We start from the raw sequence: 21,943 nt of genomic DNA, 5'->3' as shown, positions 1-21,943 counted from the left end.
AAAATGTGACTATTGCTATAAATGTGACCTAGCGTGGAAAACGTCATTCAATTTACGTCCTACGCTGATTTGTTAATAGTTAGTGCGATCTCTCTCACGGATCAATTCAGATCGCCTCGCTACTATGCGCCCACGAGTTCAGGGGCGCGTACGAGTTTTGTACTTTACGGCGTTACTTTGAACCACAGAATAATGGTCCCTCTGACCTGTGGCCGTACAGCGAACGCCCTACACTAATAATGATTTACTGGCGGCCACTTTATTTCCTGTACCTTGCTTTTCTTCACCTTGATTCCCTTCATCTTGAAAGCAGGCATCCCAAATGCTTACCAACGACTCTCTTTCGTCTTTCATTAATTCAGCGCACCCGCTATTGATCTTGTCGATCACAGCCACTTACTCCTGCTCTTCCAGATCGGCAGCAGCCAACCTTGCCGCCTGTAGCACAAGCGTTGAATACATACGCGACTCAGTAGCCAGCTCATCATCCCACTTAGACCAAATACGTGAGATGTAGGTATCTCTGCCCTCGCCCGTGAAAGCGAAGCTATCATTAAAAGTATCGGCCATTTTCTTAAGTGACTTTTCTTCGTCATCGACCCATTTACCACGACTAAAGCCAGCCTCAACGCCAGCCAATGCGGTTTTCGGGAAGTAAGGTAGCGGTGCTGTCATGCCTTGATAAAACAGTCGCACTAATTCAGCCAACAAGCTCTTCGCCTGCTGCGCATCGCCGATAGGCTGTAGCGTTTGGTGAACAACGCCCTCTTTTCTGTCATAGCCAATAATATGGGTCGTTTTTCCGTGCCCCATCACAGCGCAGGATAGATGATCAATCCACGCAGCCAAGTAATCTTGAGAGCGTATTTTTCCGCTACGGAAACGAACTAGACCCGATTGATAGTTTTGAGTTAACCAACCCATCAAGCGAACAGGTTTACCTTCGCCTAACACATCAAATTCGATATTCACTTCGAGATCTTGTTGCGGCGAGCCGCTCACAAATCGAATCTCTTTAGCTAAGTCTTCCGCTTGAACACGGTTGGTTTCAAACTCGATATCACCAAAGGCGCCAACCGGTAATCGGCCCTGTGCTTTTTGCTCAGAGACAAACAGTCGCACTGCTTCGTCTGCGCCTTCAGGGTGGTCTAGCAGCACTTGCAGCAAAGCATCCTTAAGTTGGAAACTCTCTAAACCATTAAGTACAAATGGCTCATCGTCTTCCATCACAGGAAGTGGCGGCTCAAATACCACTTTTAGGCGGCGATTAAAGAAGTACTGCACTGGCAAACGCCAAAAACGCTGTAACTCAACCAAATCGAGTTCTAACGGGTACGTCGCACCCAACAAATAGTCATCCAACGCACGATTGAATTCACCACTGCGTTCACCGGTACGGTTAGCCGCTGGAAGCCACTCTTTGGCGTAACTCAGCACATGGCTCGCATCACCTTGAGTAAACGCAGCAGGGCTGAACGGTGTCATGGTGTGTTCAAAGCTGATCGCTTGAGTCAGCTTGATGCCTGAATCATCACTTGGTAAGGCTTGGTCGTCACTCAAACAGTAGTTCTGTTGGCAGTACTCTATCAATTCAGAAACCAACACCGACGGCACTCGCTCGGTATTATCTTGAATCGAACGGCCGACATAGCTGATGTATAAACACTCTTGTGCTGACAGCATTGCTTCTAGGAATAGATAACGGTCATCATCACGACGAGAACGATCGCCCGGTCGTGTGCGTCCGTTCATTAAGTCAAAACCTTCTGGCGGCATTGAGCGAGGGTAAACACCATCATTCATGCCCAACAGACAAACGGTTTTGAACGGGATGGAACGCATCGGCATCAGAGTACAAAAGTTAACTTGGCCGGCTAAGAAACGCTGGCTAATGCGCGCGCCAGATAACTTATTATTGAGGTACTGGTAGATAATGCTTGGCGACAGTTCTTGTTCGTACAAGGCATCATCAAGCTGTTCGTTCAGTTGCGAAAGTGCATCACGAATCGATTTGAGCACCACCTCGCCTTCTAGCTCCACCGCAAAGAAATCATCAATCATTTGCAGCAAGGTTTCACGCCACATATCGATAGATTGGGTTTCTGTTAAGCGTTGACGGTAATGGGCGATACGATCGATAAAGTGCGCTAACTTACCAGCAAGTTCGGCGTTAATACCCTGAACTTCGTTATAAGCGGCAATCGGAGAGTGTTCAGTTTCAAATAAACCCGCAGAATCCGACATCGCATAGCCTAAGAGCATGCGCTGAATACCGAATAACCAAGTATTTTGCTCGGTCGCAGGTAGATCAAATTCTGTTGCAGTTGAAGCATCAACCCCCCAACGAATGCCCGCCTCTTCAACCCATTGCTTGGCTTGCTCGAATTGAAACTCGTCAATACCAAAGCGTGACATCATCGCAGGAATTTCTAACAGCTCTAGCAACTCAGACGCGAGACAACGCGTATTCGGTAGCGCGACCAACTGCATGAAGGCAGTCAATATTGGGCTCTCTTGGTCGGCGGTTCTATCTGAGATCGAGTAAGGGATATAGCGATCACCCGGGGCATTACCAAATACTGCCTGAATCGCTGGGCTATAAGCATTAATGTCAGACACCATCACGATGATATCGCGTGGTTTCAGGGTCGGGTCGGCATCAAACATCGCCAATAACTGGTCATGAAGAACTTCCACCTCACGCATTGGGCTGTGACACGCATGTACCGTCAACGATCGATCGCCAAGCTCAACCACCTGTTTATGATTGCTGGAGTCTAAGATGTGGTCGTCTTGATGCTCTTCTAGCTGGAGAATATCGGCTTGCAGTTGATGCAGTAGGTTATCCCTCTCAACATCAATAAAGAACTCATGCTCTTCACTGTCTGATTGAGACAGCAAAAACAGGTTATCTCTACCCAGCTTCCCCATAGACGCAAGTAAACTATTACCCACGGCTTGGCTGGTGTGTAGTTCATCTTCAACGTTGGCTTCAATACCATCTTTCAGTGGTGAAGCTTCACCTTCCAATTCAGGTAAACCATCAACCAGAGCAAACTGTTTACGGCGCTGCGCTTCGACTCTTGCCAAGTATTTACGATCGCGAATATCGCCCCAGTAATGTTGGCAAGGATTGGTAAACATCAAGTGCACATCAATCTGCTCGCCAAGCGCTTTCAATGCATCCATGTAGCGAGGAGGCAGCGAAGAAATACCAAACACAAATAAGCGTTTAGGCAGATGTTGCAGTTGACCTTGTTGCTTGGCTAGCGCTTCAATGAAGTCGTGATACAAGTTGCCACGGTGATATTTAGATTGGCCTTGAGACAAGGTTTTCTCATAGAGTGCTTGCCACAAAATCGGTTGCCAAGGGTGCTCTTGTTGTCCCTCATCATCGATAAGTTCTGCAACGGGCTCTCCCGCTTCCCACATCGCCATCCATTCAGGTCGATACACCAAGTAACCATCGAAGATATCGGCAATTTTCTCTGCCAATTGATACAACTTCGAATCATCTTCGTCGTTTTCAAGGTAGCGTTGTAGAGGTAAAAAATCAGGGTGGTCAAGCTTAGCGGGTAGTAAACTCATCAACTTCCATGTCATCGCTTCCTTGTTAAAAGCACTGCGTTTAGGTACATCAGGAAGCACTTGGGTAAACATATCCCAAATGAAGGTTGCTGGAAGTGGGAAATCGATATTTGCTGCTACGCCAAACTCTTTGGCGAGTTCCATCTTAAGCCATTGAGACATACCTGGGCTCTGAACCAAGATCTGCTCTTTTTCGAAAGGATTGGCTAAAGGATCACTTTTGATTAAGTGAACGAGAAGGATTTTTAAAGTATCGACTTTATTGGAATGGTAAACAGTAAACAAAGTGCACTCACGCTAATCTTGCCACAATATAAAGCCAGATTAGCATAAGTGCCGTGTTTGGATTAGGAATATAAGCTTATGAAATACTGAAAACTTAAGGTCCGTTTATCTTTTGAACTATTGCTTCTTACAATCTACTGCCTACCGCACTTAGAACACGGTGAGGTTTGTAATTCATGTAATAACGAACCGCCACATAACCCACTACAAACGTTGCCACAATCAATTCTAGATACGCTAGGTTGAACACTTGATCCACATAGTGAGTTTCCACACCAACAGTTTGCATCCAAGCCGCCAATTTGAATAACGCCGTTGCACCAATCACGATTGGGAATGTAAACGCCGCATAGCCAGGGCTGAATGGCAGACGAAGTAGTTTGAAAAACGCGATATAGATAATAAACGTCATCAACACTGCGATACCAAATAGTAAACCAATAATCACTGGTGAAGGGCTAGCAGTAACGGTTAGGTAGCCGGCTAAAGATAGACTTGCTGGTGCCGCCATAATCGCAATGGTTGGTTTTGCTGCGTCAGGAACTTCATGAGAGAAGATCAAACGGTAAATCATTAGAGGTAGCATTACCGCATAAACCAATAAGCCAAAGACTAAAGTCGCGTGAGCAACGGGCTCTAAGATCGGGTTACCTGAAAAAGAAACGTCTGCCACGATAATACCGATTGGTGGCACAAACCAGCTTGGCACCATGTGGTGAATCTCAAAGTTTTTAGCTCTGTGGTATAAGAAGCTCACCAAGAATACGACATGTAACGCTACCGAAGCGAGCCACACAGCTTCTTGTAAGAATTGAGAGATTGGAGCCAACGAAGCAGACACCACCATACAACCCATCGCGAATGTGGGTACAACACTGCCGACAACAGGGTGAGCAAGGTCTTCACGTAATAAGTGGCCATGAATCAAAAATTTCACAGCTAAAACAAGAAGTAATACCGCCGCAATGCCAGCACTGATCCACTGCACCAAACCCGGTGTGTGTAAAGTACCTTGTGCGACTAAAACGCCATCCCAACACCAACCTAAGCTTGCAATTGCGAGTGCTAACCCTGCCATGGGTGTTGGAGCTCCTGTTAATCTATATTTAATACGTTGAATCATGTCAGCCTCTCTTAAACTTAATTCACTAAACTTGTGAACTCATCAGCTTGTTGAAGCCATAATACGCTTGCGCTTCGTTAAACAATATCCAATTATATATAACAAGTGTTCATTAATACTGAACGATATCTTTCCACCAGCAGCGCAAAACTAGGAACCTGATGGCTAATATTTCAATCAAACAACTCAAAGTGTTTGTCACCATTACCCAACATTCGACGCTTACCGCCGCATCGGAAGCACTGTTTTTGTCTAAGGCTGCTGTCAGCATGGCGCTGGGCGAAATGGAGAAACAATTGGGCCACTCTCTATTTGACCGGGTCAACAACCGATTAATTCTCAATCAAGAAGGACAAAAACTACTTCCTTTGGCTGACGAGATTCTTCATAGAGCCGCAGGTATCGATGTTTTGTTCCGAGATGACCAACCATTAAGTGGCAATTTAAAGGTTGGCGCGAGTGACACGATTGGTAATCAGGTCGCACCGTTTATTCTCTCTGGCTTTCGCGAACTAACTCAGCATCAAGATCAGAGCTTATTCATTTCAAACAGTGCGCTGATCTGCCAAAAGTTGGTGGATTATGAACTGGATATCGCGTTAATTGAAGGAAAAACACTCCATCCGGAGTTGATCTCTAGCCAGTTCAGTAGCGATGAAATGTGTATTATTGTTAGTAATCAACACCCTCTCAATTCAAAAGAAAAAGTGATTTTAAGCGATTTAGAAGATAGTCATTGGATTTTACGTGAGTCTGGTTCAGGCACTCGCGAGTTTTTCCTGCGTGCCGTCGCACCACGCATCGAACATTGGTATGAATCCTTTGAGCTCAACACGACTGAGGCGATCATCAATTCTGTTTCTGCCAATCTTGGATTCGCGTGTTTATCACGGCTGGCTGCGCAACGAGCAATTGACTCAGGCCGAGTGAAAGCACTCGATGTCCCACTCGACATGAAACGACGTTTCTGGATGCTAGTTCACAAAGACAAATACCAGAGCCCACTGCTGAAATCTTTCATGAGTTATTGTGAAGACTGGGCTACACATCAAGATTGAGGGCGCATTGTTAGGGCTCCAACTGGACTTTCAACATCAGAAACTGTATAAAAAGCCAGTAAAATTTTATCAAACTTAGAGGATTAACCATGGCTGTTATCGTCAAGTACGTGGTCGAACGCAACGGAGAAGAGAAAATGACTTTTACCTCTAAAGCCGAAGCTGACGCATACGACAAAATGCTGGATATGGCTGATGAGCTTTTTGAACTATTAAGCAAAAGCGATTTAGTTGAAGATGAAGGCAAGCAAGAAGAGCTTGCTATGTACCTAGCGAAGAACAAAGAAGAAGTTCTTTACGCATTAGGTGCTAAGCGTAAACCAGCTCCGAAAAAAGAAAAGAAGCTTGAAGCTGTTGAAGACGCAGAAGAAGATGCCGCTTAATTAGCTGAAGTTTTCTAAAAAACGTCAATAATGTCTCTAATCAGAGCTCGTTATTGGCGTTTTTTTTATACTTATCGAAATATAATGAACTCTGTTTATAGTCGAAATCGCTCTAAACATTCGCTTGCACAAAAGTGTGATTAAGATCTAATCTATAGCCATCAGGTGATGGGGTTCCACCTAAGCTTTTGCTTCAACCGCCCGTTCTTTTGAACCGTGCTAATGACTCCTACAGAATCGAAAACAGGTAATACTGTTGGATGTATCGCTACTCCTCCATTTTGGAATGGACTTAGTCTATTAAGACTGAGCTTCATGTCACCTTTGGATGATCGATACTCAAGATCTGTAGTGAATTAGCCGCACCTCTTCCAACACGTCCTGTTTTCTCAACGCCCTAGGTCTTAAATGGCTCTATCAGTGAGAAAACATTATGCACTACTCTTCAGAAATTCAATCAATGTGCCCTATTCAAAGGGGTGATCTTCACACTTCAGCGCCAATTCCAGTTGAAGGCGCCATGGTTAGCCCAAAAGATGTCATCGCTATTTCTGGTTTAAGCCATGGCGTAGGCACTTGTGCACCACAACAAGGTGCAGCAAAACTAACGCTGAACGTAAAAAACGGCATCATCGAAGAAGCGCTAATCGAAACGATTGGTTGTTCAGGCATGACTCAATCAGCCGCGATGGCAGCTGAAATCCTCACAGGAAGAACCATTCTTGAAGCTCTGAATACTGACTTGGTGTGTGATGCAATCAACGTAGCGATGCGTGAAATCTTTCTGCAATTCGTTTACGGTCGAACTCAATCCGCATTCTCTGAAGGCGGCCTAGAAATTGGCGCAGCATTGGAAGACTTAGGTCAAACACAACGTAGCCAAGTAGGCACCAGCTATTCAACTTCAGCGAAAGGCGTTCGTTACCTAGAGCTTGCAGAAGGCTACGTGACCAAGCTTGCACTTGATGACCATAGCGAAGTGATTGGCTACGAATATCTCAACCTCGGCAAAATGATGAAGGCGATTAATCAAGGCGTGTCAGCCAATGAAGCAGCAGACCTTGCTATGGGAACCTACGGTCGCTTCGATGAAGCCGTTACCACCATTAACCCACGCCAACACTAATTTTGCCAATTTAGAGGAAAGATATGATGAACACTCAATTTAATGAATCGGTAACTCGCGTATTGGCAGAAATGAACTTCGACTCTTTAGAGCAAGCGAACCAATACTGCAAAGCCCACAACGTTGATCCAAAAGCCTTGGTGATGGACACCCAGCCTATCGCTTTTGAAAGCGCTGCCGATGCTTATATCCTTGGTTCAGCACTGGCGCTATTTCGCAAAGCCACCAGCGCAGAACAAGCAGCGAATATCATTGGTGAAGGCCTTCAAGCATTCACCAAACCCGGCAGTGTTGCTGAGCAACGCCAGGTCGGTATTGGCCACGGTGCATTGGCTGCACGTCTTCTCAATGAAGAGAGTCACTGCTTTGCTTTCCTTGCGGGCCATGAATCTTTTGCTGCTGCAGAAGGTGCGATTAAAATCGCACTCAACGTCAACAAATCACGTCACAACCCATTGAAGGTAATACTCAATGGTCTAGGTAAAGATGCAGCTTACTTAATTTCTCGCATCAATGGTTTTACCTATGTTCGCACTCAATATGATTACCAAACAGGTGAGCTTGTTGAAACCGAACGTCGCCGCTTCTCACAAGGCCCTCGCGGAGAGATCTTGTGTTACGGCGCTGATGATGTACGTGAAGGCGTGGCAATCATGCACCGAGAAGAAGTGGATGTAAGTATTACGGGTAACTCAACGAACCCAACGCGCTTCCAACACCCTGTAGCAGGTATCTACAAAGCAGAACGTACTCGCCAAGGTTTGCCTTACTTCTCAGTTGCTTCAGGCGGCGGTACAGGTAGAACATTGCACCCAGATAACGTGGCAGCAGGCCCTGCGTCTTACGGCATGACAGATACTATGGGTAGAATGCACGCTGATGCTCAGTTCGCAGGTAGCTCTTCTGTTCCGGCTCACGTTGCAATGATGGGCTTCATCGGTATGGGTAACAATCCAATGGTCGGTGCGACGGTTGCATTGGCTGTAGCAGTAAGCGAATCTCAAAACGCATAACGACAACGTTGAGCGCCACGATCTATCCATAGAATAGAGTCAGTTAACTGAGAAACAAGCAATAACAGACGACCAAAACTCTACACCTATCACTAAAACCAAACAGCCAGCCTTATGCTGGCTGTTTTTTATTCACACTTGCTCTACTATCTATTTCTAATAATTATTTGTATCTAAGATTAAATACACAAACTATTTGTATTTAACTGCATCTTTTCAAAGGAATAATATGAAAGAGCTCATCATTCATACCATTACCGTGTTCATGGGCTTTTTTGCCATCATGAACCCAATCGCTAATACGCCAATTTTTCTTGGATTAACCGGTGACAATGACAGGGAAACCGTCAAATCGATCGCTTTCCGTTCAGTGTTTATCGCATTCATCATCGTCAGTACTTTTGCACTCTCTGGCAAACTTATCTTTGACCTCTTTGGTATCACACTTTACGCACTTCGCATCACAGGCGGCATTTTGGTCTTTTTGATTGGCTTCCACATGCTGCAAGGCGATTCAACACACGCCAAAGCAAAAGAGAAAGTGAACTCAGACGCCCAGAAAGACGCTGCTCTAAGTATCGCCGTCTCACCACTTGCAATGCCAATTCTCGCTGGCCCCGGCACCATTGCCACTGCGATGAACTTTGCCAGTACCGAGGGGGTCTATGAAACCATCATAACCATCGTCGCTTTCGGCCTACTATGTACCTTAACCTATATCTTATTTGTATTCGGCGAACGCTTCGTTAAAGCTGTCGGACCAAGTGCATTGAACGTGATAACCCGAATGATGGGTTTAATACTCGCCGTTATCGGTATGCAGATGTTGATTGAAGGGATTGAGCAGGCTTATAAAGCGCTATTTATTTAAAGAGTGTTGTTCATTTAAAGAACGTTGGTTATCTAACTTTGATATCAAATTTTGTTGAATTGCATCATTTTCTCATTGCAGAAAACTATCTCCAGAAAGACAAGCAATATCATTTTACAGACTTTATCCCGATGCGCCCTTTCATAACGAGGGCGCTCTCTTTATGATGAACGCAATTAAATTAACTTTGCTAACGGCAGCGCTTGTTATTCGAGCCGCTGCTATGAAATAGCAAAATCAAGACTCAACACATGGAGATTCAACATGGCTTACTTTTCACTAGCCTTCGGTACGGCAACCAAAAACCGCGACAATAAAATCATTGAAGCGTTCTTCCCTAACCCACTTCTAAACCCAAGCGACGCTCTTGTTGCGGCTGTTGGTGAAGTTGCAGGTTACACTGAAGGCAACCAAGCTATCGAAATCTCTGCTGCACAAAGCGCAGAACTAGCGAAAGCATTCGCAGCAAACGACGATGCAGCAAACGCATCTTTCGCAGAAAAAGCAGCAGCATCTGAGCAACCTCTTGTTCTTGTTGTTCTTGCGACTGACGAGAAGCCAGCATCAGTTGCTGAAGGCTTCCTTAAGCTGCAACTTATCTCTAACCGCCTAGTTCAACCACACGGTACGGTATTAGACGGTATCTTCGGTCTACTGCACAACATCGCATGGACTAACGAAGGCCCTATCGATCTTCCTGAGCTGGCTGAGCGTCAAATCGAAGCTCGCCTAGCGGGTCGCGCTCTGTCTGTAGATTGCGTAGACAAGTTCCCTAAAATGGTAGATTACGTGGTACCAACAGGTATTCGTATTGCTGACACTTCTCGTGTTCGTCTTGGCGCACACGTAGGCGAAGGCACAACAGTAATGCACGAAGGTTTCATCAACTTCAATGCGGGTACTACTGGCGTAAGCATGGTTGAAGGTCGTATCTCTGCGGGTGTTGTTGTGGGTAACGGTTCAGACATCGGCGGCGGCGCTTCTATCATGGGTACTCTGTCGGGTGGCGGTACTATGGTTATCTCTATCGGCGAAAACTGCCTACTAGGCGCAAATGCGGGTCTTGGCTTCCCAATGGGCGATCGTTGTACGGTTGAGTCTGGTCTTTACGTGACTGCGGGTACTAAGGTTCGCATGTTAGATAAAGAAGGCAACGAAGTAGAAATCATTAAAGCTCGTGACCTTGCTGGCGTTTCTGATCTTCTGTTCCGTCGTAACTCGATTACTGGCCAAATTGAATGTCTAGCGAACAAGTCAGCTGTTGAACTGAACAGCGAGCTACACAGCAACAACTAATCTACGCACTAGATGCTAAATTACTAGATACTAAAAAACACGAAGCCGCTGGAGGTAAATCCAGCGGCTTTTCTTTTATCTATATAAAACGGAAAGCGTTACACTTTCTCGGCAGCTAACTGCTCAAGCGCTTGAATAGAGGTTTCTGATACTAACGTACCATCCATGTAGTAACTGACCTTGTCGCCATCACGAACCCCCGTCAAAACGGCTTTCTGACCATCATTGTAGGTGATGTCCATACGAATCGTATTCTCATCGATTTGTTTCATCTCACCCCATTCGATCTGACGATTATTAAAGCCAAGTGGTGCATCTTTCAGTGAATCATCGAGGCTATCGTTCACATCAATCATAGTATCGACTTTACTATCGAATATATGAGGCGCGCCAGTCAGTGGGTTTTTTCCTGCCCAGAATTCGATCGAGTTAAATACGATGTAATCGGCTGCGAATGTTAAAGCGTAAACTGGAGCAAGCAAGAAGTTGACCCCAGCACGAGCGTAACGGTTATCTACAACCTCGACGTTGAACTTCATTAATTTCCCAGTAACGGCATTACTACCGACACACCCAGCTAACGACATGACAATCGCTGCCACTGCAACTGCTTTTGTGATTGTTGTTTTCATAGATCCCTCTTGTGCCACGATGATTGATTCGGTTTTTGCATAGCCAAACAGCAGTCTTCCTGTTCACGTACAGAAATTCATGGCCTAACAAATTGATTCCATAACATTTAGCGTAGTGGAGTTTTTTAGAACAGCAAACTGCAAACGTTAATTGTTTCGCTCTGGTTCCTAAAGAGTTGCCAATAAAAAAGCGCAGACCTTTCAGTCTGCGCTTTTATTAGTTTTTAAAACTATTCGGTTTTGTGAACCAGATTAACCCACATTCTTACGTGCGTTTTGGAACATACGCATCCAAGCGCCATTCTCGCCCCAACCTTCTGGAGACCAAGAGTTAGCAACCGTACGGAATACACGCTCTGGGTGAGGCATCATGATAGTCACACGGCCATCCGTCGTTGTTAAACCAGTGATAGCATTTGGCGAACCGTTCGGGTTGTTCGGGTATTGCTGCGTTTGGTTACCGTTGTTGTCAACGTAACGTAGGGCAACTGTACCTGAGTTTTCAATCGCGTTTAGGTGGTCGTTGTCACGCACTTCTACGCGACCTTCACCGTGAGAAACAGCGATTGGCATACGAGAGCCTTCCATGCCATTGAAGAATACAGAATCAGACTTCTGAACTTCAACTAGGCTGAAACGTGCTTCAAAACGCTCAGATTCGTTGCGAACGAAACGTGGCCAGTACTCAGCACCAGGGATTAGCTCGCGCAGGTTAGACAGCATCTGACAACCGTTACACACACCTAGAGAGAAGGTATCTTCACGCTTGAAGAAGTTTTCAAACTGGTCACGTGTAGAGTCGTTAAACAGAACCGACTTAGCCCAACCTTCACCAGCGCCTAGTACGTCACCGTAAGAGAAACCACCACAAGCCACAAGGCCGTTGTACTCTTCTAGTACCGCTTGACCCGTTAGGATGTCGCTCATGTGAATATCAGTTGCTTCGAAGCCTGCACGGTCAAATGCTGCTGCCATTTCAACGTGAGAGTTAACACCCTGCTCACGCAGAATCGCCATCTTAGGCTTAGCGCCCGTGTTGATGTAAGGAGCAGCAATGTCTTCGTTTACGTCAAAGCTTAGTTTCACGTTCAGACCTGGGTCTGAGTTGTCTTTCTTCGCTTCGTGCTCTTGGTCTGCACAGATTGGGTTATCACGTAGACCTTGCATCTTGTGCGTAGTTTCAGCCCAGATAGTACGTAGTTCAGTACGGTTACGTTGGATTACAACGTCTGCGCCTGACTTAATCACTACTTCGTCTGATGCTTCAACAGAACCAATTACGTGTGAACACGCTTCTAGGCCGTTTGCAGCAAGTGTAGAAAGTACTGCGTCTAGGTCATCGTTACGAACTTGGATTACCGCACCTAGCTCTTCGTTAAATAGTGCAGCTAGTGTGTCTTCACCTAAAGCTTCAATGTTTGCATTAACACCACAGTGACCTGCGAACGCCATTTCAGCAAGTGTTACGAATAGACCGCCATCGCCTTTATCGTGGTAAGCGACAACTTGGTCGTTTGCTACAAGTGCTTGAACGCCTTCGTAGAAACCTTTTAGTTGTGCTGCATTGTCTACGTCTGCTGGCTTGTCACCAAGCTGCTTGTAAACTTGCGCTAATGCCGTTGCGCCCATGCGGTTTTGGCCGTTACCTAGGTCGATAAGAACTAGGCTTGTATTACCCTTGTCAGTACGAAGCTGAGGAGTAATCGTCTTACGAACGTCTTCAACACGTGCAAACGCAGTGATAACAAGAGATAGCGGAGACGTTACTTCTTTCTGCTCGCCGTTCTCTTCCCACTTAGTCTTCATCGACATTGAGTCTTTACCCACAGGGATAGTAAGACCCAGTGCCGGACATAGCTCTTCACCCACGGCTTTAACCGCTTCGTAAAGACCTGCATCTTCACCAGGGTGACCTGCTGGAGACATCCAGTTAGCTGACAATTTAATGTGTTTGATATCGCCGATGTTGGTCGCTGCGATGTTAGTGATTGCTTCACCAACCGCTAGACGAGCTGACGCGCCAAAGTCTAGAAGTGCTACTGGCGTACGCTCACCAAGAGACATAGCCTCACCGTGGTAAGAGTCGTAACTTGCTGCAGTTACTGCGCAGTTAGCAACTGGAACCTGCCATGGGCCAACCATTTGGTCACGAGCTACAAGGCCTGTTACCGAGCGGTCACCGATGGTGATAAGGAATGTTTTCTCTGCCACTGTTGGTAGGCGAAGAATACGGTCAACCGCTTCGTTTAGTTCGATACCAGAACGGTCAATCGCAGGATTGTTTGCTTTTAGCGTCTTCGCGTCACGGTGCATCTTAGGTGTTTTACCTAATAGGATGTCCATTGGCATGTCGATTGGCGTATTGTCGAAGTGTGAATCTTCTAGTTTCAGATCACGTTCTTCTGTTGCTTTACCAACCACTGCGTAAGGTGCGCGTTCACGTTTACAAATCGCGTCGAATGTTGCCATGTCTTTATCAGCAACCGCCATTACGTAACGCTCTTGAGATTCGTTACACCAGATCTCAAGTGGGCTCATGCCCGGCTCATCGTTTGGCACGTCACGTAGGTTAAAGATACCGCCACGCTCACCGTCGTCGACTAGCTCAGGAAGTGCATTCGAGATACCGCCCGCGCCTACATCGTGGATGAATGCGATTGGGTTCGCATCACCAAGCTGCCAACAACGGTCGATAACTTCCTGACAACGACGCTCCATCTCTGGGTTTTCACGTTGTACAGAAGCAAAATCTAAGTCTTCAGAAGAAGAACCAGAATCCATTGAAGATGCAGCACCGCCGCCAAGGCCGATGTTCATTGCTGGACCGCCAAGAACAATTAGGCTTGCACCTACTGGGATCTCTTTCTTCTGAACATGATCATCACGGATGTTACCAAGGCCACCAGCCAGCATGATTGGCTTGTGGTAACCACGTACTTCTTCACCTGCGTGAGAGTTTACTTTCTCTTCGTAAGTACGGAAGTAACCTAATAGGTTTGGACGACCAAATTCGTTGTTGAATGCTGCGCCACCAAGAGGGCCTTCAAGCATGATATCCAAAGCAGTAACGATACGGCTCGGCTTACCAAAGTCAGTTTCCCAAGGTTGAACGAAGTTCGGAATCTTCAGGTTAGATACAGAGAAAGCAACCAGACCCGCTTTTGGCTTACCGCCAATACCAGTTGCGCCTTCATCGCGGATTTCACCGCCTGAACCTGTTGATGCACCCGGCCATGGAGAGATTGCCGTTGGGTGGTTGTGCGTTTCAACTTTCATCAAGATATGTGTTTTTTCTTGGTGGTAGTTGTACTGGCGAGTTTCTGGATCTGGGAAGAAACGACCCACTTCAGAACCTGTCATTACCGCTGCGTTATCTTTATAAGCAGACAGAACGTGCTCTGGTGTCGTTTCAAAGGTGTTCTTAATCATCTTGAACAATGATTTTTCTTGCTTAACGCCATCGATAGTCCAATCAGCGTTAAAGATCTTGTGACGACAATGCTCTGAGTTCGCTTGTGCAAACATCATTAGTTCGATGTCAGTCGGGTTACGACCTAACTTCTCGGTGAAGCTTTCAAGAAGGTAATCGATCTCATCTTCTGCAAGTGCAAGACCTAGGGTAACGTTTGCTTTTTCAAGCGCTTTACCTCCGCCAGTTAATAGGTCAACTTCCGCATAAGGAGCAGGCTCAGCCACGGTAAATAGTGCCGCCGCTGATTCGAAGTCAGTGAAAACCACTTCCATCATACGGTCGTGCAGGATTGCTTTCAGCTCAACAAGTTGAAGCTCAGAAAGTTCGGCAGAGGTTTCAATGTAGAAAGCAGTACCGCGCTCTAGACGTGACACTTTAGCCAGTCCACAGTTGTGTGCGATATCTGTTGATTTTGAAGACCAAGGCGAGATAGTGCCCGGGCGTGGCGTTGCAAGCAGCAGTAAACCTTCAGGTTCATGCTCTTCAATCGTTGGACCGTAAGTCAGTAGCTTTTCTAGCTTCTCAACTTCAGACTCATCTAGGTCTGCCGTTAGATCAGCAAAGTGGGCAAACTCAGCGTAAATACCTGTTACAGGTAAGCTTAATTCACGACAAAGCTCTAAAAGCTTGTTAACACGAAACTCAGATAGAGCTGGGGAGCCACGCAAAATTCTCATGTGCTTAGGTCTCTTATGCAGTTGATTAAGGTAGTATTGGAATAAATTCAGTGGGTTACAGGAACAACCTAACTGTTTTCTTCGAAGCTATTCCCGAAGGTTGCCAAACCTATGCCGATTCCACCTCTTCAATGCGAGCGCATTATAAAGCATTTCTTTTTGTGACGTAACACCAAAAGCAACCGTTTGCGTGATTTTTTTTATCTTTATGCGTAAATGGTACTTTTGCTGCATTTATCAGCACTTTTACAACTGTTTAAATAAACCTGCTTTGCCAGCCTTGCGGGGTTTGGTATAAAGGGGCTTCCACTTTTCGAGATTTCATTTTGATGCCTAAATTTACGCTCATCTTTTCGTCTAAGTTCCTTCTGCTTGCCATTGCCCTAGTTGGGTTGGCTGGATGCCAGATTGAGTCAGAACCTAAAAGTGTCCTTGAGCAGATACGAGAGCGAGGCGTTCTTCGCGTCGGCACCCTAAATAACCAACTCTCTTATTACATTGGTCCCGATGGCCCTGCTGGTTTGGATTACGAGTTAGCTCGTGAATTTGCGCAGGAGCTTGGTGTACAGCTTGAGATTAAACCCGCTTACCGTTTATCCGGCCTCTTTCCAGCCTTAAAGAAAGGCGAGATCGATCTTATCGCGACAGGGTTAACGCAAAACAATAACCTGACACGCGCTTATCGCGCTGCGCCCGCCTATTACTATGTAAGCCAGCAAGTGGTGTATAAAAAAGGACAGTGGCGCCCAAGAAACCTTCAACAACTGATCAAGTTCGAGAATAAGCGTCAAGCTGATTTCGTAAAAGCACAAACTGAATCAGAAGAAACGGCATCTACCGAAACATTGACGCCATCTTTGGTGGTAGTGAAGGACTCACATTTTGAGCCAACACTAAAACAGATCCAGAACAAGCACGATGACTTTATCTACGATGCAATAGGTAATGCTGACATCAATGACCTGCTAAAAGAAGTGTCGACTGGTGAACGCTTGTTTACTGTTGCGGACTCGATTGAGCTGTCACTCGCACAACGTTTATACCCAGACGTAGCCTTAGCTTTTGAACTGACAGAAGATCAACCTATCTCTTGGTATTTACAGAAATCTGAAGATGAAAGCCTTTATGCATTACTGATTGAGTTCTTTGGTAACCTAAAACAGTCTGGTGAACTGGCTTCACTAGAAGAAAAATACATCGGCCATATCGGCACTTTTGATTACGTTGATACTCGTGCATTTATCCGTGCATTGGATAGCAAGCTGCCAAAATGGTCGCCACTATTTCAGAAATATTCTCAAGAATTTGACTGGCGCTTGATTGCCGCTTTAGCATACCAAGAGTCACACTGGAATCCTGTTGCACGCTCTCCAACCGGTGTTCGAGGCATGATGATGCTGACACTGCCTACTGCGAAGAGCGTTGGTGTAACCAATCGTCTCGACCCGAAACAGTCGGTACAAGGCGGTGTTGAATATTTACGTCGTATCGTGAATCGAGTGCCCGACTCAATCACTCAGCATGAAAAGATCTGGTTTGCGCTTGCCTCATATAACGTAGGTTACGGGCACATGATGGATGCTCGTCGCTTAACCAAAGCACAAGGCGGTGATCCTGATGCTTGGGGTGATGTGAAAGACAGGCTTCCTCTGCTAAGACAGAAGAAGTACTACAGCAAAACTCGTTACGGGTATGCGCGTGGTGATGAAGCAAGGAATTACGTTGAGAACATTCGCCGTTATTATCAGAGCATTATTGGCCATGTAAATAAGCGTAATAAAGAGGAAGAAGCGAGCCTTGAAGGTTTGGTCGTTATCCCACCTCTAGAGGTATCAGATGCTGAATCAACAATCAGTGAAACTGAATCCGCAGTGAACGACGCTGAGTCTTCCAAATAAAAGAAAAAGAGCAATGCCATTTAGCATTGCTCTTTTTTATTGCATCACGATAAATGACCAAAACAAACAAAACGCCTGCGATATCCAGTGTGTCATATTGCAGTAACAATCGAACTTTATAACGTCACACCATAAGCGACATAATGCTCGGTGCATTCAGCTCTTAGCCATCACGATGGTGGTTCAGAAAGCTAGCGCTAAGTTCGTGGCGGAGCTTATAAACAAATAACCACTATAATTAAAACTGAAGTCATAATTACAAAGCCAGACGACAAATAGGAAATCGTTGAAATGATGAAGAACAAACTGAAATCGAAACGCCTTGATAAGACCGTTGCTGCCAACCGTCGTAAGCGTATGCTTTCAAATAATAAGAAGAAGATCATTTGGCGCAACCGTGCTTTCATGCAGATGATTGCTGAGTAAAAGTAATGACCAACTAAGTTTGCTTGGCACTCTTATGATTGAGAGTGCCGAAAGATCGCTGCTATTTTTTGTTACAGACCTTGTTCTTGTTACTGACCTTATTCTTATTACTTGCCTTGTCAGATTCTAAACGCTGCTCTTCCTGCAAACGCTCAAGCTTTCGCTTCTCTTTGATCTCTTTTCTACGGCGCTTAAAAAACGCCTGTAATTGTTCACGACACTCTTCCTCTAACAAACCATGCTCAACATCGGCATAGTGGTATGAGGCTTGGCTTTCAAAGAGATTCAATACCGTACCCGCCGCACCCGCTTTTAAGTCTGGAGCACCAAACACAATACGCTTTACTCGGCTGTGTAATAAGGCACCCGCGCACATTGGGCAAGGTTCTAAGGTGACATACAAGGTGGTATCAAGTAAGCGATAGTTTTCCAAGGCTTGACCTGCTTTACGCAAGGTTTCGATTTCTGCATGTGCGGTTGCATCGTGGCAGCCAATCGAGCGGTTCCATCCTTCAGAGATAACCTCCCCATCTTTCACTAGAACAGCACCAACGGGAACCTCTCCCTCTTTTTCTGCTTGCTTAGCTACCTCGATGGCGCGTCGCATGAAGATTTCATCTTGAGGGCTGAATTGATGGTCTGACAAAGGGAGCTCCAGAAAACAAAGGATAAAAACGAAAATAGGTATGCGGTGAAGCATACCTAATCTTCGTGATAATGAACAATAAAGAGAGAAGAGGCAATGAACAATCGCCGCTTACTGATTAGGCGGATCGCTAGCTATTGGCGCCTTCTATGTCATCGGCTATTTGCGTCGCTTTGATACTCACAATTCGATTGTTCTCAACAGAGATAACTTCAAACTGCCACTGCTGGTATTGAACAACTTCACCGGCATCAGGTAAGCGCCCTATTAACCAAGTCACTAGGCCATTCAACGTTTGGAAGCTCTCGCTTTCACCCTCAAAATCCGACAGCTCTAAGCGGTTTTTCAGTTCACTGATAGGAATCAATCCATCCACCAGCAATCCATCTTCCACTTGCTCTGTCCAAAGATCTTTAGGGTTGTTCGATAACTCACCAGCAATCGCCTCTAGGATATCGTAATGAGTCACAAGGCCTTGAACATCGCCATATTCATCAACAATGAATGCCATCTCTGTACCCGACTCTTTAAAATAGCCAAGCAGACGTAAAGCCTTCATCGATTCTGGAACATAGATCGGAGAGCGAGATAGCCCCATGATCACTTGAATATTTAAATTGCCCGCCTGATTCAATAAGGCTTTGGCTGACACCGTACCGACCACTTTATTGAGGTGATCTTGGCACAATGGAAACACACTATGCTTTGAACTACGCAGTTTTTTAAATATCTGCTCAACCGGTTGGCTAATATCCAGAAAGTCGACGTCTCGACGTGGCGTCATCAACGAGCTCACAAGGCGGTCATCAAGCTGCAAGATATTACGAATCATCTCTTGCTCACCACGTTCAATCACACCAGATTCCGAGCCTTCTTTCACGAGTGCATGAATATCATCTTCCGTCACACTGTCTTCTTCGCCACCACGTCCCATTAACTTGAGAATACCTTCCGTAGAAGCCGACAACGCAAACACAAACGGCGTCGCAATTTTAGATAACCAGAAGATAGGCAGCGCGACTAGCACAGCAATGTTTTCAGCTTGAGATTGAGCAAAACGTTTTGGCACTAGCTCACCTACAACAATCGCGAAGTAAGTAATACCCACAACGACTACCGTGGTAGACAGGATATTCGCTTGTGTTGGATCGAGTCCCCACAGTTCAAGTTGAACGGCCAGTGGAGCAGAAAGCGTCGCCTCCCCCACAATACCGCTGAGTAGGCCGATTACCGTAATACCGATTTGAATGGTTGAAAGGAAGCGGGTTGGATTTTCTTTGAGCTCAAGAGCAACCTGAGCGGAGCGATGTTTTTCGGCTAAGCGTTTCAGCCGACTATTCTTTGCTGCTACCAGTGCAATCTCTGACATGGCAAACAGACCATTTAAAACAATTAACCCTACTAAAAGCAGAATTTTCATGTGGCTTGGATTTCCTAAATTTACCGGCCAACAATTAGCCGTAATCCGGAGTATAAGCTGAGTGCCTTTCTTTTGGATATAGAAAGTTTTGAATATAAAAAGTTTTGGATATAGAAAGTTTGGGATATAAAAAGTCTTTGCTATAAAAATCTTGGATAAAAAAAACAGAAAAAAATAGCAAAAAAAAGCCCGCACATTTCGGTGCGGGCTTAGCAATGAATAAAGCTTAATTTTGCTTAGTTCAATCTTACATTGTGTAAGTGTAAGGAGCTTGGATACCTAGCGGGATACCAAGAGCCCAGTAACCTAGCAAGAAGATAGACCAACCGATTAGCATAGCAATCGAGAATGGCATCATTAGAGAAGCTAGAGTACCGATACCTGTCGACTTAACGTAACGTTGACAGTAAACAACAACCAGTGGGAAGAACACCATCAGTGGAGAGATGATGTTAGACACTGAATCACCTACACGGTAAGCCGCTTGAGATAGCTCAGGAGAGATACCTACAACCATTAACATAGGAACTAAGATAGGACCAATCAGTGCCCACTTAGCTGAAGCTGAACCTACAAGAAGGTTAACTGAAGCCGTTAGTAGAATCATACCAACAACCGTTGCTTCACCAGGAAGATCCATTGCTTTCAAGCCTTCAGCACCGTAAAGCGCCAGCATAGTACCGATGTTTGATTGAGCAAATGCTGATAGGAACTGAGCACAGAAGAACGACATTACAATGTATGCGCCCATCGTTGCCATCGTCTCAGACATTGCTTTGATAACATCATTACTATTCTTGAAGGTACCCGCTACACGGCCGTAGACGATACCCGGAATAATAAACAGGATGAAGATCAGAGGAACGATAGACTTCATTACTGGTGCTGAGAACGCCGTTAGTTCGCCTTCTGGTGAACGAAGTGCTGAGTTTTCAGGCATTAGAGCCGCGATAAGCAGACCAATACCGGCAACCATTGCCCAACCAGCGAATTTGAATGCTTTAGATTCAATGGCTGTAAATGTACCTAGATCAGGTGCTTGTTCTGCATCTTCATCGACAGGCGTATTAGCAAGACGAGGCTCGATGATTTTCTCTGTAACATACCAACCAATTGCCACAATTAGAATTGAAGACAAACCAGTAAAGAAGATGTTCGCTAGAGGGTTGATCACGTATGCAGGGTCAAGAACGTTTGCCGCTGTTTGAGTGAAACCTGCGAGTAGCGGATCAATACCTGAAGGAATGAAGTTCGCTGAGAAACCACCTGATACACCAGCAAACGCTGCTGCAATACCCGCTAGAGGGTGACGACCCGCTGCGTGGAAGATGATACCGCCAAGAGGGATTACTAGAACGTAACCTGCATCTGCTGCTGTGTGAGACACGATAGCAACAAGAATTAGCATTGGCGTTAGTAGCTTAGCTGGCGTGAAGTTAAGCATCTTCTTAAGGCCAGTCGTAATGAAGCCTGAAGAGTCAGCAACGCCAACACCTAGCATAGCAACAAGTACGATGCCTAGCGGTGCGAAGCCTGTGAACGTGGTAACCATATTCGCTAGGAAGCTAGCAAGCGCTTCACCAGTAAGTAGGTTGTTTACTTCAAGAGCAGCACCCGTTTGAGGGTTGATTAAGTCGAATGAAAGATTCGATAAAAGTGCAGATGCTACCCATACAATAACTAGAGCCCAGAAGAACAGAATTGCTGGATCTGGAATTTTGTTGCCGGCGCGTTCAATGAAGTTTAGAAAGCGGTCCATACCACTGATCTTCTCAGTCGATGGTGCTTTTTTTACGGCTTGGTTACTCATTGTAACTCCATATGTGATGTTGTTTGTTTAGGCCTAATATAAGTTTTGACCATGGCCTATTGGTACAGCACATATTCTATTAAAGTCGCTGTTAAAAAGCACAAGGTTCCACATCATTTTCCATAAATGGAGACATATTTTGCAAAAATACTGTACAACAGCAACAATATAAAAACACAAAAAACACCATTCCATATACAGAGTTTTAACTGGCACGTA

At 45.5% G+C, this 21,943-nt stretch carries 16 protein-coding genes and 1 riboswitch; of the genes, 8 read left to right on the top strand and 8 right to left on the bottom strand.

Features of this window, described 5'->3' with window-relative positions:
- Positions 1-228: 228 nt before the first annotated feature.
- From AB6D07_RS02215 to AB6D07_RS02205, 3 genes are all read right to left on the bottom strand, one after another.
- A complete protein-coding gene (locus tag AB6D07_RS02215; RefSeq protein ID WP_198926214.1) occupies positions 229-390 on the bottom strand; it encodes a hypothetical protein in 162 nt (53 codons plus the stop codon).
- A 6-nt stretch (positions 391-396) separates the two neighbouring features.
- Positions 397-3,873 (bottom strand): exodeoxyribonuclease V subunit gamma, encoded by a 3,477-nt coding sequence (gene recC / locus AB6D07_RS02210; protein WP_017103939.1) that lies wholly within the window; start codon positions 3,871-3,873, stop codon positions 397-399.
- A gap of 127 nt (positions 3,874-4,000) precedes the next feature.
- Positions 4,001-4,996 (bottom strand): TDT family transporter, encoded by a 996-nt coding sequence (locus AB6D07_RS02205; protein ID WP_017103938.1) that lies wholly within the window; start codon positions 4,994-4,996, stop codon positions 4,001-4,003.
- A gap of 161 nt (positions 4,997-5,157) precedes the next feature.
- Between AB6D07_RS02205 and AB6D07_RS02200 the strand changes: the two genes are divergently transcribed.
- The 6 genes from AB6D07_RS02200 (at position 5,158) to dapD (ending at position 10,743) form a co-directional block, all read left to right on the top strand.
- The gene (locus tag AB6D07_RS02200; RefSeq protein WP_009848350.1) at positions 5,158-6,054 is read left to right on the top strand and encodes a LysR family transcriptional regulator; all 897 of its coding nucleotides are present in this window, start codon (positions 5,158-5,160) and stop codon (positions 6,052-6,054) included.
- A gap of 89 nt (positions 6,055-6,143) precedes the next feature.
- A complete protein-coding gene (locus AB6D07_RS02195) occupies positions 6,144-6,437 on the top strand; it encodes a YebG family protein (protein ID WP_004735185.1) in 294 nt (97 codons plus the stop codon).
- 155 nt (positions 6,438-6,592) lie between these two features.
- Positions 6,593-6,676, top strand: a riboswitch (Fluoride riboswitch).
- Between the two features lie 194 nt (positions 6,677-6,870).
- Entirely contained in the window at positions 6,871-7,563 is a 693-nt protein-coding gene (locus tag AB6D07_RS02190) for an iron-sulfur cluster assembly scaffold protein (protein WP_017103937.1), read from the top strand.
- A 23-nt stretch (positions 7,564-7,586) separates the two neighbouring features.
- The gene (locus AB6D07_RS02185; protein WP_017098031.1) at positions 7,587-8,576 is read left to right on the top strand and encodes a GGGtGRT protein; all 990 of its coding nucleotides are present in this window, start codon (positions 7,587-7,589) and stop codon (positions 8,574-8,576) included.
- 229 nt (positions 8,577-8,805) lie between these two features.
- Positions 8,806-9,447, top strand: coding sequence for a MarC family protein (locus tag AB6D07_RS02180; protein WP_017101891.1), 642 nt, complete (start codon positions 8,806-8,808; stop codon positions 9,445-9,447).
- Positions 9,448-9,711: 264 nt separating this feature from the next.
- Positions 9,712-10,743, top strand: a complete 1,032-nt coding sequence (gene dapD / locus AB6D07_RS02175) for a 2,3,4,5-tetrahydropyridine-2,6-dicarboxylate N-succinyltransferase (RefSeq protein WP_009848346.1) — start codon at positions 9,712-9,714, stop codon at positions 10,741-10,743.
- Positions 10,744-10,841: 98 nt separating this feature from the next.
- Here the strand turns inward: dapD and AB6D07_RS02170 are convergent, their stop codons facing one another.
- Together AB6D07_RS02170 and purL are read right to left on the bottom strand one after the other, a co-directional pair.
- Positions 10,842-11,375, bottom strand: a complete 534-nt coding sequence (locus AB6D07_RS02170; protein WP_009848345.1) for a DUF3332 domain-containing protein — start codon at positions 11,373-11,375, stop codon at positions 10,842-10,844.
- A gap of 252 nt (positions 11,376-11,627) precedes the next feature.
- Entirely contained in the window at positions 11,628-15,524 is a 3,897-nt protein-coding gene (gene purL, locus AB6D07_RS02165; RefSeq protein ID WP_372091416.1) for a phosphoribosylformylglycinamidine synthase, read from the bottom strand.
- Between the two features lie 329 nt (positions 15,525-15,853).
- Between purL and mltF the strand changes: the two genes are divergently transcribed.
- Both mltF and AB6D07_RS02155 read left to right on the top strand, forming a co-directional pair.
- Positions 15,854-17,422: a membrane-bound lytic murein transglycosylase MltF gene (gene mltF, locus AB6D07_RS02160; protein ID WP_032499857.1), complete on the top strand. Its 1,569-nt coding sequence runs from the start codon at positions 15,854-15,856 to the stop codon at positions 17,420-17,422.
- 291 nt (positions 17,423-17,713) lie between these two features.
- Positions 17,714-17,848, top strand: coding sequence for a hypothetical protein (locus AB6D07_RS02155; RefSeq protein WP_010438952.1), 135 nt, complete (start codon positions 17,714-17,716; stop codon positions 17,846-17,848).
- Between the two features lie 61 nt (positions 17,849-17,909).
- Here AB6D07_RS02155 and tadA read toward each other — a convergent pair whose 3' ends face one another.
- From tadA to AB6D07_RS02140, 3 genes are all read right to left on the bottom strand, one after another.
- Positions 17,910-18,548: a tRNA adenosine(34) deaminase TadA gene (tadA, locus tag AB6D07_RS02150; RefSeq protein WP_017103935.1), complete on the bottom strand. Its 639-nt coding sequence runs from the start codon at positions 18,546-18,548 to the stop codon at positions 17,910-17,912.
- Between the two features lie 76 nt (positions 18,549-18,624).
- Complete coding sequence (locus tag AB6D07_RS02145) at positions 18,625-19,914, bottom strand: hemolysin family protein (RefSeq protein ID WP_012603343.1); 1,290 nt, start codon at positions 19,912-19,914, stop codon at positions 18,625-18,627.
- Positions 19,915-20,161: 247 nt separating this feature from the next.
- Positions 20,162-21,724 (bottom strand): AbgT family transporter, encoded by a 1,563-nt coding sequence (locus AB6D07_RS02140; protein ID WP_012603342.1) that lies wholly within the window; start codon positions 21,722-21,724, stop codon positions 20,162-20,164.
- Between the last annotated feature and the right edge of the window lie 219 nt (positions 21,725-21,943).

The organism is Vibrio sp. 10N.239.312.C11 (assembly GCF_041466065.1).
GTDB lineage: Bacteria > Pseudomonadota > Gammaproteobacteria > Enterobacterales > Vibrionaceae > Vibrio > Vibrio tasmaniensis_A.
Note: the sequence above shows the minus strand (reverse complement) of the source record. Positions and strands in the feature narration are given on the sequence as shown.